We start from the raw sequence: 14,634 nt of genomic DNA, 5'->3' as shown, positions 1-14,634 counted from the left end.
TTTTATTATGGCCAGAAAGATGGTTTTGTATTGGTGCCACGTAAAGTGCAATCAACGCAGGTTGGGGACGCAGCAAAATATACATTTATGTTCCCGAACGGGTCTATATCAAGGGGAATTACAGGCGTAAGGTAAGAGTAATACTCTGCGGAATCCTTTGTTACATTATAGGTTTCGCAGTTTTGAAAATATCGCCAGTCGGGCACATCATTCCTGCTGATCCAGATCCTTTTTTGCTGGCGGTTGGCAATGCCGATATAGCCGATCACCGGTTCGCTGGGGTTTGAAAGACAATGAATATTTCCCTTGAGCTCAGAGGGTTGCCGGCCAAATACATTGCCTGTTTCTTCTGAATTTTTTTTCATCTTGTCAAGGAATTCATATTCTTCCTTGCTGAGTGCATATTGTGATACGAGCAGGCTGTACAACACGCTCAGTTTCCACGATGACGGTTCTATAAAAATGAGCGACCGGTGTAAACTGTCAATACTCAGCTTGGCCGATGAGCCCAATAAGAGGTTGCTTGAGATTTCTCCCTTCCAGCAGGTATATATTTTTTCTTCCCGGGTTTGATTGGGGTATCGCCATTTAACTCCGTCAATGCGGTGGGTAACGGGGTCTCTCGAAAAATCAATCGTTGTGGAATACGTTGAATGAAATTCCCACGTTTCTTCGGTTGTCCAGCGATAATACCAGGTATTATTTTTAGGGTCATGGGTATTTACATATAGCTGTACGCCGCCGTCTTGCCGTATCCAGCCCACACTGTCGATCGGCGGCGCCGCTCTTACATTCACATAATCCGATGCATATTCTTTGCCTGAAAGGGTTTTTATATAAAGCCGGTATTGCTGACTGCTATTGAGATTGATCCCGGAATTGATATACATTCCGCCGCTGGTTTCACTCAGGTTGTAGGTTGAGTTATCACGCCCCTGCAACTGTACTTTGGCCAGCGTTTCATTGATGAGTTTGGCGGTATCGGCCAATGGAATGGTGCGTGAAATATGGATCTCGGCAGGGCCGTTGGCGCTGATATAACCTTCAATGACCAGGTACCCGGTTTTAGGCACATTTACCGGTGCATTGTATTTTTCTTTGCAACAGAGCAGCAGTATCGTCAGGCAGCAGAATACAAACGTTCTCATATTATCTTATTTAAAACCTGATATTAAAGTTTACAAACGGTATGGCGTTTCCGAAAATGGATAGCTTGTATCCATTGATGGCGCCATTTTCAGAAACATAATACACCGAGTACGGATTCTTTCTTCCTGTGAGGTTGTATATACCTACCGTCCAGGAATTGTGTGTTAACTGATGCACTTTATGATTGCCTTCAATATTCATTGAAAGATCGGTACGGAAATAATCCGGAATGCGATACGCATTGCGATCGGCATAGAGCGCCCGCCACGAACCGGCATAATAAAAACGCCCTACGGGCAGGGTAATGGGCCGGCCGGTACTATAGGTAACGTTCAGGGAAACACTGAACCGGTGGCTGAAGCGGTAATTGCCCACCATGGTTATATCATTTGGTTTGTCGTAGTTGGCAGGGTAATATTTTCCGCCATTAACGACTTCGCCCTTGGTTGAGTCATCCATCTTCAGCAAGATCCTCGACCAGGTATAACTGATCCAGCCGTTTAATTTGCCGTTTTGTTTTTTCACCATCAATTCTACACCATAAGCTTTCCCTTTGGTGCTCATTACATCGGTTTCAATGTGGTGGTTCAAAACCAGCTGCGCCCCGCTTTTGTAATCCAGGTAATTTTTTATGTTCTTGTAATACACTTCTGCCGAGGTTTCAATTGTGTTCGATTTAAAGTTCTTGTATAAACCAAATGAAACCTGGTCGCCGATCTGTGGTTTAATATTGGGGTCGCTGAGCTTCCAGATATCGGTTGGTGAAATGGCAGTGGTATTCGACAAAACATGTATATACTGCCTTAATGAATTGTAGCCGGCTTTTACCGAAAAGCTCGAGGTGAGGCTGTAACGAAGCGCCAGCCTGTATTCAGGACCATGGTACGTATGTATGAATTTGTTTTTTTCATAAACTTTTGTGCCCTGCTGATTATCTTCTGTAATGGGTAACCCGGGCGTATACTCATTCACCGTTTTCGGTCCCAGGAAATTATAGAGGGAATAACGAAGCCCGGCCTGTAACGACAGTTCATCAGTGATGTTCCATTTTTCACTGAGGTAGGCGGCGCTTTCCAGTGCATGTTCTGCTTCCATGTTGTCTTTAGATACCAACGATGTTTTACTGTTGGGTTCATATGTGCCGGGATGCAGCAGGTAGCGAATGGAGCTTATACCAAAGTCAATGGTATGGTTGGCATTGATGTACCAGTTAAGATCTGATTTGAAATTATACTGGTTGATATCAAATTTCATTTTGTAGGCAAACAGGCTGTCCTTATCGCTGCCAATTTGATAGTCGTAATGATCGTACCCGCCGGTAAGCACCATGGTGAGTTTGTTCGAGAAGGTGTGCTTCCATTTTACGGATACGTTGTTGTTAGCGTAGCCATAGGTAGTATCGCTGTTCAAATTAAACTTGTCCTTGCTCAAATAGCCTGTTATGTACAGGTTGTTATTTTTGTTGAACTGGTGACTGATGTTCAGGTTCACATCATAGAACGAAGCCTTGCTGTGTCTGTATTCCTGAGGTAAGAATTGTAGCAGCCAGTTGGCATAGGTTGTTCTGCCACCCAGGATAAAAGATGTTTTATCTTTTTTAATGGGCCCTTCAATGGTAAAGCGGCTTGTAAGCAACCCAATACCGGCTACGCCGGCAAATTGCTTCTTATTGCCCTCGCGGCTGCTGATATCGAGCACCGATGACAGGCGGCCGCCATATTTGGCGGGAATACTGCTTTTGTATAATTCCACATCTTTTACCACCTCAGGATTGAATGCAGAGAAGAATCCAAAGAAGTGCGAGGGGTTATAAATAGTAGCGTCGTTGAACAATATCAGATTCTGGTCGGCCGATCCGCCTCTTACATTAAAACCGGTACTGGCTTCACCCACTGATTTTACCCCCGGCAGCATGAGTACGGCTTTTAAGATATCGGCTTCACCAAAAGCCGTTGGTACCTGTTTAATGGCTTTTATGCTCAACCTGTCGATACCCAGTTGTACGTTGCGTACGTTGGCCAGCTTTTGTGCCGATACAATCACTTCTTTCAACGAAGTGACCCGTTCATCCATATCAATATCAAAATTGCCGTTTGTATACACCATCACCTGCCGCCTGGTATCCTTCATACCTATACCCTGAATGGTGAGCAGGTTGCGTCCCTTGGGCAATGTGATGGAATAATATCCATACTGATCAGTGGCCACACTGATGGCAGGGCTGGTAAATGTAATAATAGCGCCGGCCACCGGTTCGCCTGTTTTTATATTGCGTACATATCCGGCCATGGTTACCGAACCTGAACCGGGATTATTATTCCGGATACCGATCTCGAATAATTTATTTTCTATGGAAGCGTCGATCCTTGTTTTCTTTTTATCGCCGTAAACCGGTGTTGCCAGCGAGCTGTCGGCTGTGGCATTGGAAAAGAAACCCGGCGGCAGGGTTGTTTTTATGGTAGCTCCTTTGGTGAGTAAAACATAAGTTTGTTTTTCGGGGATGGCAAAATGATATTCAGAATTGGCAAATACGAGTTCAAGCACTTTTTGCAGCGATACATTTGATACCGACACGCTTACCCGCAGGCTGTCAAACTGCGCCGGATCATAATAAAAGTGATAACCTGTTTGCGATTCCAGCTCGGTGATAAGGCTATCGATGGTTGCCCCTTTCAGCTCAATGCTCACTCTTTTGGTGTCAGACTGGGCGTTGAGGGAAAACCCTGTAAGTAAAAAGATAAGGTTCAAAACTATAAGCAGTCGCAGTTGTCTCATGTTACTTGTTTAACGAATCATAATAGGCAGTGGCTTTTACGATGGCGTTCTCAGGACCCTTCCGGTATTTGATCCTGTTTTTGCGCAGGTATTGTCTTACTTCTTTTGATCTGTCTTTTAAAAGGGCCAACAACCCTTTGTAGTTTTTGATTGCATAATAGGTGCCTTCTTTCTGAATAAAGAACAGGTCTTTTTGAATGAATTCCCGCTCCAGTTCGTCCTTGATGGTTTCTTCAATGTACTTTCCCCTTTTCACCAGTACTTTTAAGCGGCCTGTATATACTTCATCGTAATACCCCGTAATAATGGGTGGCCCTAAAAGGCTGTCAAGGCGAATGAAATGATGACCGTTCAGGGTAAACGCTGTTACTTTTTCGTGCACCAGTCCTATTTTGGTAAAACCATTGAAGTGTTGAACAACTACCTGGTCTTTCAGCAGGTCGTATAACATTGGCACATTTACAAATTCAAGCCCATCATAAACGACGCTACCGGTTTGCAATTCCCTTTGCAGAAAATAGGCGTGCCCTTTTATTTTGAAAGCATAACCCAAATGTTCTATGCCATTATACAGGCGCGATTGTTTTTCAATAAAGGGATTGTATACGTTGCCGGCATTAACAATGGTGGGCAGGGCTGCAGGGCCGCTTATGTTATTCTGCGCCATCCCCGGTTGTAAGAAGGCTGCAAAACATATTACTGGAAGAGCGTATTTTACCATTAGCAGTTATTGGTTTATTGCTCGTTGCATTATAATAATACTGACATTTTCATGAAACGGTTGGTAATGACGTTTTCATGACAGAAAAATTGCCGGCCGTGTTGCAGAAACGGGGATTGTTTTATCCCTTTTTTGCAATCAGCCTGGGCGTTTTTCAATAGACCATTTAGAATTTTGTACCTGCCGGTACTGATTATTTGTCTGCAACACTATTATTTTTCTCCTTGTGGAATACGCCTGTAGCTTTATGGGTGTACAAGATAAATAATGTAGAGTAGGAAAGACATTCTTTAAGCAAAAATTAATTTTCAAAGGTAGCTGGCGTTCAATATATTATTCTTTTTTAAGATCAAAGCGATGAACCGGCGGATTATTTCGGTTGTAATACAGGGTTACAGGAGTGGTTTCGGCATTACAGGTAATGAACGAAGCAGGTGCGAAGCGGTATTTGCAGGAAAGAGCGGCCTGTAGCAACAGGGTGAAAATGACGGGTAATTTCGGAAAAATCAGCCTGGGCGGCATTTGCGACGGTATTTCTATTGCTGGCTGCGGAACCGTTTTTTCTTAATCACCTGAACACCAGAGAGATAATTTTTGAAAAATATCTAATATTTTACCGGGTTGTACCAAACCACCCGTAAAGCCAGTAAATTTGCGCGCCGCGCCGGCGCGGCGCAATCAAAGGAGAAGATTCATGAACAATTCTTTACAGCAGTTGGCTAAAGACCTGGAAGGTGAATTGTATTTTGATAAAACCATGCGGGTATTGTATGCCACAGATGCTTCGGCATACCGCGAAATGCCCCTGGCAGTAGCCATACCGCGAAACTTAGATGATATCAGAAAGCTGATCGTATTTGCCCACAACCATAAAACTTCACTCATTCCCCGTACGGCGGGTACTTCCCTGGCCGGGCAGGTAGTAGGAAATGGTATTGTGGTGGATGTCTCCAAAAACTTCACCCAGATCCTGGAACTGAATGCTGCTGAAAAATGGGTACGCGTTCAACCCGGTGTCATCCGCGATGAGCTGAACATGTTCCTGAAGCCACATGGGTTGTATTTTGGACCTGAAACCTCTACTGCCAACCGGGCCATGATCGGCGGTATGGTGGGAAATAATTCCTGCGGTTCCAACTCCGTTGTATATCGTAGCACCCGCGAGCATTTGCTGGAAGTAAAGGCCCTGCTGAGCGATGGCACCGAAACGGTGTTCTCGGCCATGAGCATCGATGAGTTTCACAAAAAGTGCGAAGGCGCCACGCTGGAAGCAAATATTTATAAAACCGTTCGCAGCCTGTTGAGCGATTACAACAACCAGGTTGAGATCAGGAAAGAATTTCCGAAAAAAAGTATTGAGCGAAGAAATACCGGTTATGCGGTGGATGTAATGCTGGAAATGGCGCCCTTCACAGCGGGCGGACCGGAGTTTAATTTTTGTAGTTTGATTGCCGGTTCAGAAGGTACACTGGCATTCCTTACCGAAATAAAATTGAACGTGGTGCCTTTACCGCCCAAGGAAACGGGTTTGCTGTGTGTGCATTTCAATTCCATCGACGAATCGTTGCGCGCAAATTTGATCGCTCTGAAATACAACCCCAGCGCCAGTGAGCTCATTGACCATTACATTCTTGAATGCACCAAGGATAATATTGAGCAAAGTAAGAACCGCTTTTTTGTTCAGGGCGATCCCGGCGCTATACTGGTGATTGAATTTACCCGCAATACAAGAGAAGAGATTACCGAAATTGCCAAAAAGGTGGAAGCCGATATGCGTTCCGCTGGTTTAGGTTATCATTTCCCATTATTGTTTGGCGACGATACCAAAAAGATCTGGACCCTGCGCAAAGCCGGGTTGGGATTACTGGGTAACCTGCCCGGTGATGAAAAGGCGGTACCGGTTATTGAGGATACTGCTGTAGATGTGAACGACCTGCCGGCATACATCCGTGATTTTAATGAAATACTGAAGAAATACAACCTGTACTCGGTGCACTACGCGCATGCGGGTTCGGGTGAAATCCATTTGCGGCCAATTATAAATTTGAAAACTGAGGAAGGCAATAAATTATTCCGCACCATTGCAGAAGAAATTGCGACCCTCGTTAAAAAATATTCCGGTTCATTAAGTGGTGAACACGGCGATGGCCGCTTACGCGGAGAATTCATTCCGCAAATGGTAGGGGAGAAGAACTACCAGCTGCTGAAACAGATCAAATATACCTGGGACCCTGAAAATATCTTCAACCCAAACAAGATCGTGGATACCCCATCCATGAATAGTATGCTGCGGTATACACCGGGGCAACAAACACCTGCTTTTAAAACGGTATTCCGTTATCATAACCAGGATGTGTTGCAGCACGCCGAACAATGTAACGGTTCAGGCGATTGCCGTAAAACGCATTTGTCGGGCGGAACCATGTGTCCTTCTTTCATGGCTACCCGCAATGAAAAAGATACTACCCGTGCCCGGGCCAATATTTTGCGCGAGATGTTGACGCGTTCCGACAAGGCCAATCGCTTTGATCATGAAGAGATCTATGAGGTAATGGACCTTTGCCTGAGCTGTAAAGGTTGTAAATCGGAATGTCCGTCGAATGTGGATGTGGCCAAATTGAAAGCCGAATTCCTGCAGCAATACTACGATGCCAACGGCGTGCCTTTCCGCTCAAAGCTCATTGCTGGTTTTTCGAGTTCGGCCAAATTGGGCGCTCTTGCACCGGGACTGTACAATTTTGCAGTTACTAACCCGGTAATAGGTGGTTTAATAAAGCGCTTCTCTGGTTTTAATGTAAAGCGGTCGATGCCTACGATGTACAAGACCACTTTGCAAAGCTGGTATAAGAAACATGCCAAAGCAAAAACCGGAAAAGGCGCGCGCAAGGTGTACCTGTTCTGTGATGAGTTCACCAATTATAACGATACCGAGATCGGTATAAAGGCCATTCAATTACTGGAGAAGCTGGGCTATGAAGTGGAGATACCACAGCACATAGAAAGCGGCCGTACCTGGTTATCGAAAGGGTTGTTGCGAAAGGCAAAAGAGATCGTCAATAAGAATATAGCGCTGTTGCACCCCCTCATCTCAGAAGAAACGCCGCTTATTGGTATTGAGCCATCGGCCATTCTTACTTTCCGCGATGAGTATATTGACCTGGCAACCGATGAGCAACTGGAAGCTGCCCGTAAATTGAGCAAACATGTATTTACGTTTGAAGAATTTATTGCGCGGGAAGTGGAGAAGGGTGCTATTCGCAAGGAGCAGTTCACTACCGAAAAGAAGGTGATACAATTGCACGGCCATTGCCAGCAGAAAGCATTATCATCAACCACGCATTCGGTGAAAATAATGACCCTGCCGGTGAATTATACGGTTCAAACCATTCCATCAGGATGTTGCGGCATGGCCGGTTCATTCGGTTTCGAAAAAGAGCATTACGACCTGTCGATGAAGATAGGGGAGTTGGTGTTATTCCCTACTGTGCGCAAACAGCCTGAGGAGGTGATCATTGCCGCCGCCGGCACCAGCTGCCGCCACCAGGTATTTGATGGAACCGGAAGGCATGCCCTGCATCCGGTTGAGGTGTTGTATGATGCATTGGTTTAAATAAATTATTGAATTTTTATATTAGTTTTTGATCCCGCCGCCCGGCGGGATTTTTTTATTTATACCTTTCTGTTGTCTACATACAAAATTGTTGCGTTCACATACATACGGGGGTGACAAAAAGGGGACCAGAAGTAAATTCGCCTGCTTTTAAAGGCAATGTATTTTATGAAGACTATCAAACCTCTGTTATTATTGGTACTGGGCCATTTTATAATGAATGCTGCAACAGCACAAAGCGTTGCTATTAATACCGATGGGTCTGCTGCTGATGCAACCGCCATACTGGATGTAAAAAGTACTTCAAAAGGAATGCTTATTCCCCGCATGACAACTGCCCAGCGTACGGGCATTGCTACACCGGCAACCGGGTTGCTTGTTTTTGATACCGACACAAACGCTTTTTGGTATTACAATGGAACTGGCTGGACAAAGCTTGACATGGCAGGCAATAACTGGTCAACCACTGGTAACAGCGGTACCACCATCGGTACCAATTTTATCGGCACTACTGATGATATTCCCTTTACGGTAAAAGTCAATAACCAGGTCGCGGGATATGTTAGCAGCACCGTTAATCCTGGTAGGAATAATACAAGCTGGGGATACCTGGGGCTGGGCCAGAATACGACAGGTAGAAAAAATGTCGCTATTGGTTCGCAGGCGCTAATGGCCAACACAACTGGTCAAAACAATACAGCACTTGGCTATCAGGCGTTGATGTCTGTTACTACCGGCAACGGCAATACCGCTTTCGGTTCCCAGGCATTATTCTATAACCTAAGTGCTGGTAACACAGCTATTGGGGTGCAATCTTTATTTACTAATACGAACGGTTATAATAATGTTGGGGTTGGAATTAGTTCAATGGCACTTTCAACCAGTGGATCATATAATACCGGAATAGGGGGCAACTCCCTAATAAGTCTTACAACTGGTGTTGATAATACCGGCATCGGCTATGGTGCAGATGTAAGTTCAGGGGCGCTTACCAATGCTACGGCTATAGGTTGTACCGCTATAGTTGACGCCTCTAATAAAGTACGTATTGGTAACAGCGCTGTTACTGTAATAGAAGGCCAGGTGCCTTTTACCACTCCTTCCGACGGCCGGTTCAAGTATAATATAAAAGAAGATGTAAAAGGCCTGGATTTTATTTTGCAATTACGCCCCGTTACTTACCAGTTCGATGTACAACGGTTCGATGCTTCCATGAAAGGTGATGCCAATAATATGGCGCATCCTGTAAATAATGTATTACAGACTTCCTACAATGAAGCGGCCGCAATACGCCGCACCGGTTTTATTGCCCAGGAGGTGGAACAGGCAGCTATAAAAACAGGGTATGATTTCAGCGGCATCAATAAACCCAAAAACGCAGCAGATCATTACAGCCTTAGCTATGAAAGTTTTGTTGTTCCGTTGGTAAAAGCGGTGCAGGAACAAAATAAACAAATAGAGGAATTGAAGAAAACCATCACCATGCAACAAAAGGCGCTGGAAGAATTAACAACGCGTCTGGAGAAGCTGGAACAACAATAATGACAGCTTATGAATAAAATAACTTCTTTATCAATAATAGCTTTTGTTGGCAATTGCCTGCTGCCGCAGCTGGCTAAAGCCCAGTTGAATAACAACGGCGCTACCATTGTCATGGGCAGTGGTGCTTACCTGGTTGTTGATGACCTCGATTTTCAGAATAACGGAACCTTTGCTCAAACAGCCGGCACTGTTCAGTTTACAGGTTCGGGAAATACTTCCATAACCGGTTCTGCCCAACCCCAATTTTATAATCTGCTATTAAATAAAACAAGCAGTTCGTTGTTGTTGCAAAACCATATTACGGTGAACAATCAATTATCGTTCAGCAGCGGATTGCTGAACCTGAATAATTACAATATTACACTTGATGCGGCGGCCTCGTTAAACGGAGAAAGCGAAAGCAGCCGCATTACCGGAACCATCGGCGGTTATGTGCAAATTACCAGCAATCTCAATGCGCCATCTGGTGTTAATCCCGGGAACCTGGGGGCGGTGATCACTTCTGCACAAAATCTTGGGAGTACGGTCATCCGGCGCGGACATGTTTCACAAACCAATGGAAGCGGATTGGGAAGCTCTGTTTTCAGGTATTATGATATAGTGCCAACCAATAATTCCGCATTGAATACAACTTTGAATTTTAATTATTTTGATGCGGAATTGAACAGCCTCGATGAAAACGCATTAATAGTGGCAACAAGCCCTAATGCCATCAACTGGAACAGCAAGGGATTTGATACACGCAATATCATCACCAATGTAGTTACCAAATCTGGCTTTCCTGATTTTGCACGGGTTACGCTGACGACCCCATTGAGTGCGCTGCCACTGGTGTGGGGGGCATTCAATACCAAATGTGCAGAAAGCGGTGTTGTCATTACCTGGAAAACATTGCAGGAGGCGAACACAAACGTGTTTTATGTCCGTCGTAGCAAAAATGGGCGCGACTGGCAAACTATAGCAACACTGCCCGCTGCCGGTAATAGTAATTCAACAAGCACTTATTCTTACACTGATCCGTTGTCATTCACCGGCGCTGTTTACCGCATTATACAGGAAGACCGCGATGGCATGCAAACCCTTTCGCCTGTTTTGCAAAGCAATTGTACAGTCAGCGATGCAGTTAGTGTATATCCTAACCCGCTGTATAGCAGTTGCTGGGTAAGTGTTCAATCGGCAAATAGCACAACAGTAATGATGCGCATATACGATACAAAAGGTGTTCTGGTAAAACAGCAATTGGCAAATGTACAGGCTGGTACAAGTCAGATCGCTTTACAAATAAACGGGTTAAGCCATGGCCTGTACAACCTGGTAATAAGCTGGGGCAATGGCAACAGGAAAGCCCTGAAAATAGAAAAGCTGTAAACATTACTTTCACGAGCAGTAAACTATAAGGCAATACTATTTTTATAGTGTTGCCTTTGTTTTTGAAGTACAATTAACAAGGAGTTGCGCCGGTACCAGCTGCGTTACCAGGCTGTTGAATAGAACCGAAGGGTTGGCCTTGCATTTCTACAATGCCTGGTATGACCCTAAATAATTGAGCTTTAATACAAATCCCGCCACCCTGGCGGGTTTATTTTTTTATGTTTCGGTAGGGATTTACCGGCAAAATTTGCAATTTTTTGTGGTGTGTATTGACAACGTAAATAATTTGCCGTATGTTCACCTGAATTTAAAATCACCAGTATTTTATGAAAGCCCTTATACGTCGTACCTCACAAGCCCCTGTTTTTACTTTCCTGTTTTATTGCTTTTTGAATAAGGGACGGCTGGTAACCTTGACAGAATCTCCGGCCGATCATCATTAATTTCACTTGCCTGCCTGCTTTACTTTTTTCAACGACCATTTTGTTCTTCAAATGGCCCTGATGAATTTTTTTGCCACTGTTCAATCTTTTTGCGACGAAATTTGGTCCTTTTGAACGGCCATTTAGTCTTTTAAAGAGGGGCTAAAAAGAACTTTGCCATCATTTTTATCTTATTTCTGACTCGTTTAATTTTTTTCTGCTGCAGAAAATTTTTAGATGACACAGAAAAAAAGTTTTTGCGTCATAAAGTTTTTTTCCGGCGCAGATAATTTTTTTCTGCTGCGGATAATTTTTGGACGATGCAGAAAAAAAGTTTTTGCATCATAAAGTTTTTTTTCGTTGCAGATAATTTTTTTCTGCTGCAGAAAATTTTTAGATGACGCAGAAAAAAAGTTTTTACATCAGAAATTTTTTTTCCGGCGGAGAAATTTTTTTATGTAGCTTAAAAGAAAGTTCAAATACCTGCTTATGACCGAACAAACCATTAATTGGGCAGCGCCTGGCACTGAAATCCCGGCTCGTTGGATTACCCGAAACAGAAAGCCGTGAACTAAAACCCTTCCCACTTGCCGTTTGTGGTGCAGATAGGTCGTTTGTCTAAGAATCCCCCGCATTTTGTTGAGTATAAGGTAATTTAGAATAGAATTTCGGGGGTATGAATTACAATAAAAGCAATGTAAAATGGAGTGTTTTGTTCTGGCTGCTTTATTTCCTGTACGAGTGGATAGGGCAGGCGTCTATTGCCAATGAATATCATCGCTACCTTATCAACGCCCTGGTCATTGTTCCCATTACTGCGCTGGCCACCTGGTACACTACCGAAGTACTCATAAAAAAATACCTGCTTAAAAAAAGGATTAGCGCCTTTCGCATCGGTTTTATAGCGAGTGCGGTGGTCTTTACACTTATTCGCCGGGCTTTTAATTATTACTATACCTATCCAATGTATTATCCGCAAGGGAAGTACATGCCATACCTCTTCCCGCCCAAGGTCATTATTGAAGCGGTTAATATTTATCTCATTGTTGCCCTGTATACCATGTTCTATTTTCTGCGCGCCTGGTACGAACAGCAGCGGCTGGCACAGGAACTGGCGCGCGATAAAGCGGTAGCGCAACTGGAGTTGCTGAAAAGCCAGGTGCAACCACATTTTATTTTCAATACGCTGAACAACATCTACTCGCTTTCCCTAAAGAACAATCCCAGAACATCAGACCTGATTTACCGGCTATCATCATTGCTCAGTTATATGTTGTACGACAGCCGCCAGGAGTTTATTCCTGTGAGCAAGGAAATGGAATACATTCACAATTATATTGAGCTGGAGAAGATCAGGTATGGTGAGCGGCTCGATGTAGCCGTAAACTGTTTTGATGCAGTTGACAAATTCACCATTCCGCCATTATTGATCTTGCCCCTGGTCGAAAATAGTTTTAAACACGGCGTAAGCAATGATGTGGGCAATAGCTGGATAAGGGTCGACCTGTCGGTAAAAGATGACTGGCTTACGGTGAAAATTGAGAACAGCCGCGTGGGCGATTCCCTGAACGGGCATGCCGTTTATAAAGGCATAGGTATGGAAAATGTAAAAAAGCGGCTCGAGATCATTTATCCCGATCGCCATGAGTTTAAATGTATGAGCGAAGGCCAGTCGTTCCTGACCATCTTAAAAATCAAAAAAAGCTGATGTGAAAATACAATGCCTGATAGTAGATGACGAGCCGCCTGCCAGGGAACTGTTGACGTCGTACATTGAAAAAATGGATGACATGGAAATAACAGGCCAATGCGGAAATGCGCTGGAAGCTTTTGCCTTTCTTCAAAAAAATCCGGTAAATATTCTTTTCCTCGATATCCAGATGCCCCGCATGAACGGACTGGAACTGATAAAATCGCTGCAGGAACGGCCGCGCATTATTCTTACCACGGCCTATCGCGAATTTGCAGTGGAAGGTTTTGAGCTCGATGTGCTCGATTACCTGGTAAAGCCCATTTCGTTTGAACGATTTCTGAAATCGATCTCAAAATTTCACCAATATAATATCCTGAAACAGCCGGCCGCCGTGGAAAATAAAGAAGAAGCATTTGAAAAGGCCTATATGTATTTCAAGGCGAACAAAGAACTGGTGAAAATATTTTTGAAAGAGATCATTTATATCGAAAGTATAAAGGACTATGTGAAAATAATAACGCCAGGCCGAAGTGTTATCACTTACCAGCGCATCGGGTATATGGAAGAGAAATTACCCGAAAACAAATTCGTACGTATTCATAAATCGTACATCATATCGGTCGATAAGATCGTAAGCTACAATAATGAAGAAGTGAATGTGCAATCTTTTTCATTGCCTATCGGAAGGAACTACAAGCAGCAATTTCTCAGGGTGCTTAATGCCTAAGCTGGTATAAATAAAAAGCAGGAAGTAGGAAAACCATTTTTTCTTACTTCCTGCTTCTGAACCATAAAGCATATAATTATTACTTCGCTTGTTCACACAATTGCAAAGTCTCAGTTCCATTGGTGCTGAACTGTATTAACCGCACTTTATTGGCTTTATTAAAATGCAGTACCAGGCAACCATAATTTGTTTGATAGGCATCCCAGGTAGCATCTTTCATTTTGGGATTTCCCAGGGTCTTGAATAAACTTCCACGGGCAGCTCCCAGTAAAGGAATACTGAGTTTTCCCTTAAAGCCCTCCGTAATTTCCACATAGTCACGGCTGGTAAAAAACGAAATGCCTTTGTCTTTATAAAAGACACCTTCGCCGCATTTAGCGCTGTCGGTAGTAACACTGCTAAAGCAGGGCCATTTGTTTTTGATCATACCGGCGATCGTATTTGCCTTAAACCCATTCACTTTTCCATCAAGGATGTCTACTTCAAAAGGGGGGCAGGCAGCAACAGAAGTTTTTAATTGGGCCATGGATACGGATGCCAGGCATAGGAATGCTACAAAAAAACTGATCTTTTTCATATTATTGACTTTTAAGGGGCGCAACCTGTTTTTACAGGGCGTTTTGA

The 14,634-nt window shown here is 43.9% G+C and carries 10 protein-coding genes; 5 read left to right on the top strand and 5 right to left on the bottom strand.

Going from position 1 to position 14,634, the window contains the following annotated elements; genetic code table 11:
* Nucleotides 1-5: 5 nt before the first annotated feature.
* The 4 genes from A3860_RS00410 to A3860_RS00395 all read right to left on the bottom strand — a co-directional run bounded on the left by A3860_RS00410 (nt 6) and on the right by A3860_RS00395 (nt 5,167).
* Nucleotides 6-1,148, bottom strand: coding sequence for a DUF4249 domain-containing protein (locus A3860_RS00410; RefSeq protein ID WP_081144565.1), 1,143 nt, complete (start codon nt 1,146-1,148; stop codon nt 6-8).
* Nucleotides 1,149-1,158: 10 nt separating this feature from the next.
* On the bottom strand, nt 1,159-3,924 hold the full coding sequence (locus A3860_RS00405) for a TonB-dependent receptor (protein ID WP_081144564.1): 2,766 nt from the start codon (nt 3,922-3,924) through the stop codon (nt 1,159-1,161).
* 1 nt (nt 3,925) lies between these two features.
* The gene (locus A3860_RS00400) at nt 3,926-4,591 is read right to left on the bottom strand and encodes a hypothetical protein (protein WP_081144563.1); all 666 of its coding nucleotides are present in this window, start codon (nt 4,589-4,591) and stop codon (nt 3,926-3,928) included.
* Nucleotides 4,592-4,978: 387 nt separating this feature from the next.
* Complete coding sequence (locus A3860_RS00395; RefSeq protein WP_081144562.1) at nt 4,979-5,167, bottom strand: hypothetical protein; 189 nt, start codon at nt 5,165-5,167, stop codon at nt 4,979-4,981.
* Between the two features lie 172 nt (nt 5,168-5,339).
* On the opposite strand from A3860_RS00395, the gene A3860_RS00390 reads away from it, so the two are divergent.
* The 5 genes from A3860_RS00390 (at nt 5,340) to A3860_RS00365 (ending at nt 14,010) form a co-directional block, all read left to right on the top strand.
* Entirely contained in the window at nt 5,340-8,255 is a 2,916-nt protein-coding gene (locus A3860_RS00390; RefSeq protein ID WP_081144561.1) for an FAD-binding and (Fe-S)-binding domain-containing protein, read from the top strand.
* Nucleotides 8,256-8,423: 168 nt separating this feature from the next.
* Nucleotides 8,424-9,797, top strand: coding sequence for a tail fiber domain-containing protein (locus tag A3860_RS00385; protein ID WP_158085106.1), 1,374 nt, complete (start codon nt 8,424-8,426; stop codon nt 9,795-9,797).
* A gap of 9 nt (nt 9,798-9,806) precedes the next feature.
* Nucleotides 9,807-11,165: a T9SS type A sorting domain-containing protein gene (locus A3860_RS00380; protein WP_081144559.1), complete on the top strand. Its 1,359-nt coding sequence runs from the start codon at nt 9,807-9,809 to the stop codon at nt 11,163-11,165.
* Nucleotides 11,166-12,266: 1,101 nt separating this feature from the next.
* A complete protein-coding gene (locus A3860_RS00370) occupies nt 12,267-13,298 on the top strand; it encodes a sensor histidine kinase (RefSeq protein WP_081144557.1) in 1,032 nt (343 codons plus the stop codon).
* A gap of 1 nt (nt 13,299) precedes the next feature.
* Nucleotides 13,300-14,010: a LytR/AlgR family response regulator transcription factor gene (locus A3860_RS00365; RefSeq protein ID WP_081144556.1), complete on the top strand. Its 711-nt coding sequence runs from the start codon at nt 13,300-13,302 to the stop codon at nt 14,008-14,010.
* Nucleotides 14,011-14,089: 79 nt separating this feature from the next.
* On the opposite strand, the gene A3860_RS00360 is transcribed toward A3860_RS00365, so the two are convergent.
* On the bottom strand, nt 14,090-14,587 hold the full coding sequence (locus A3860_RS00360; protein WP_081144555.1) for a hypothetical protein: 498 nt from the start codon (nt 14,585-14,587) through the stop codon (nt 14,090-14,092).
* Between the last annotated feature and the right edge of the window lie 47 nt (nt 14,588-14,634).

Origin of the sequence: Niastella vici (assembly GCF_002077945.1) — a bacterium.
Lineage (GTDB): Bacteria > Bacteroidota > Bacteroidia > Chitinophagales > Chitinophagaceae > Niastella > Niastella vici.
The sequence above is the reverse complement of the archived record's forward strand: the minus strand, read 5'-3'. Positions and strand labels throughout refer to the sequence as shown.

What these genes read in the sequence shown, in the direction of transcription:
- A3860_RS00395 (WP_081144562.1), bottom strand. Translation starts at nt 5,167, where the DNA reads ATGCCGCCCAGGCTGATTTTTCCGAAATTACCCGTCATTTTCACCCTG.
- A3860_RS00370 (WP_081144557.1), top strand. Translation starts at nt 12,267, where the DNA reads ATGAATTACAATAAAAGCAATGTAAAATGGAGTGTTTTGTTCTGGCTG.
- A3860_RS00380 (WP_081144559.1), top strand. Translation starts at nt 9,807, where the DNA reads ATGAATAAAATAACTTCTTTATCAATAATAGCTTTTGTTGGCAATTGC.
- A3860_RS00410 (WP_081144565.1), bottom strand. Translation starts at nt 1,148, where the DNA reads ATGAGAACGTTTGTATTCTGCTGCCTGACGATACTGCTGCTCTGTTGC.
- A3860_RS00390 (WP_081144561.1), top strand. Translation starts at nt 5,340, where the DNA reads ATGAACAATTCTTTACAGCAGTTGGCTAAAGACCTGGAAGGTGAATTG.
- A3860_RS00385 (WP_158085106.1), top strand. Translation starts at nt 8,424, where the DNA reads ATGAAGACTATCAAACCTCTGTTATTATTGGTACTGGGCCATTTTATA.
- A3860_RS00405 (WP_081144564.1), bottom strand. Translation starts at nt 3,924, where the DNA reads ATGAGACAACTGCGACTGCTTATAGTTTTGAACCTTATCTTTTTACTT.
- A3860_RS00360 (WP_081144555.1), bottom strand. Translation starts at nt 14,587, where the DNA reads ATGAAAAAGATCAGTTTTTTTGTAGCATTCCTATGCCTGGCATCCGTA.
- A3860_RS00400 (WP_081144563.1), bottom strand. Translation starts at nt 4,591, where the DNA reads ATGGCGCAGAATAACATAAGCGGCCCTGCAGCCCTGCCCACCATTGTT.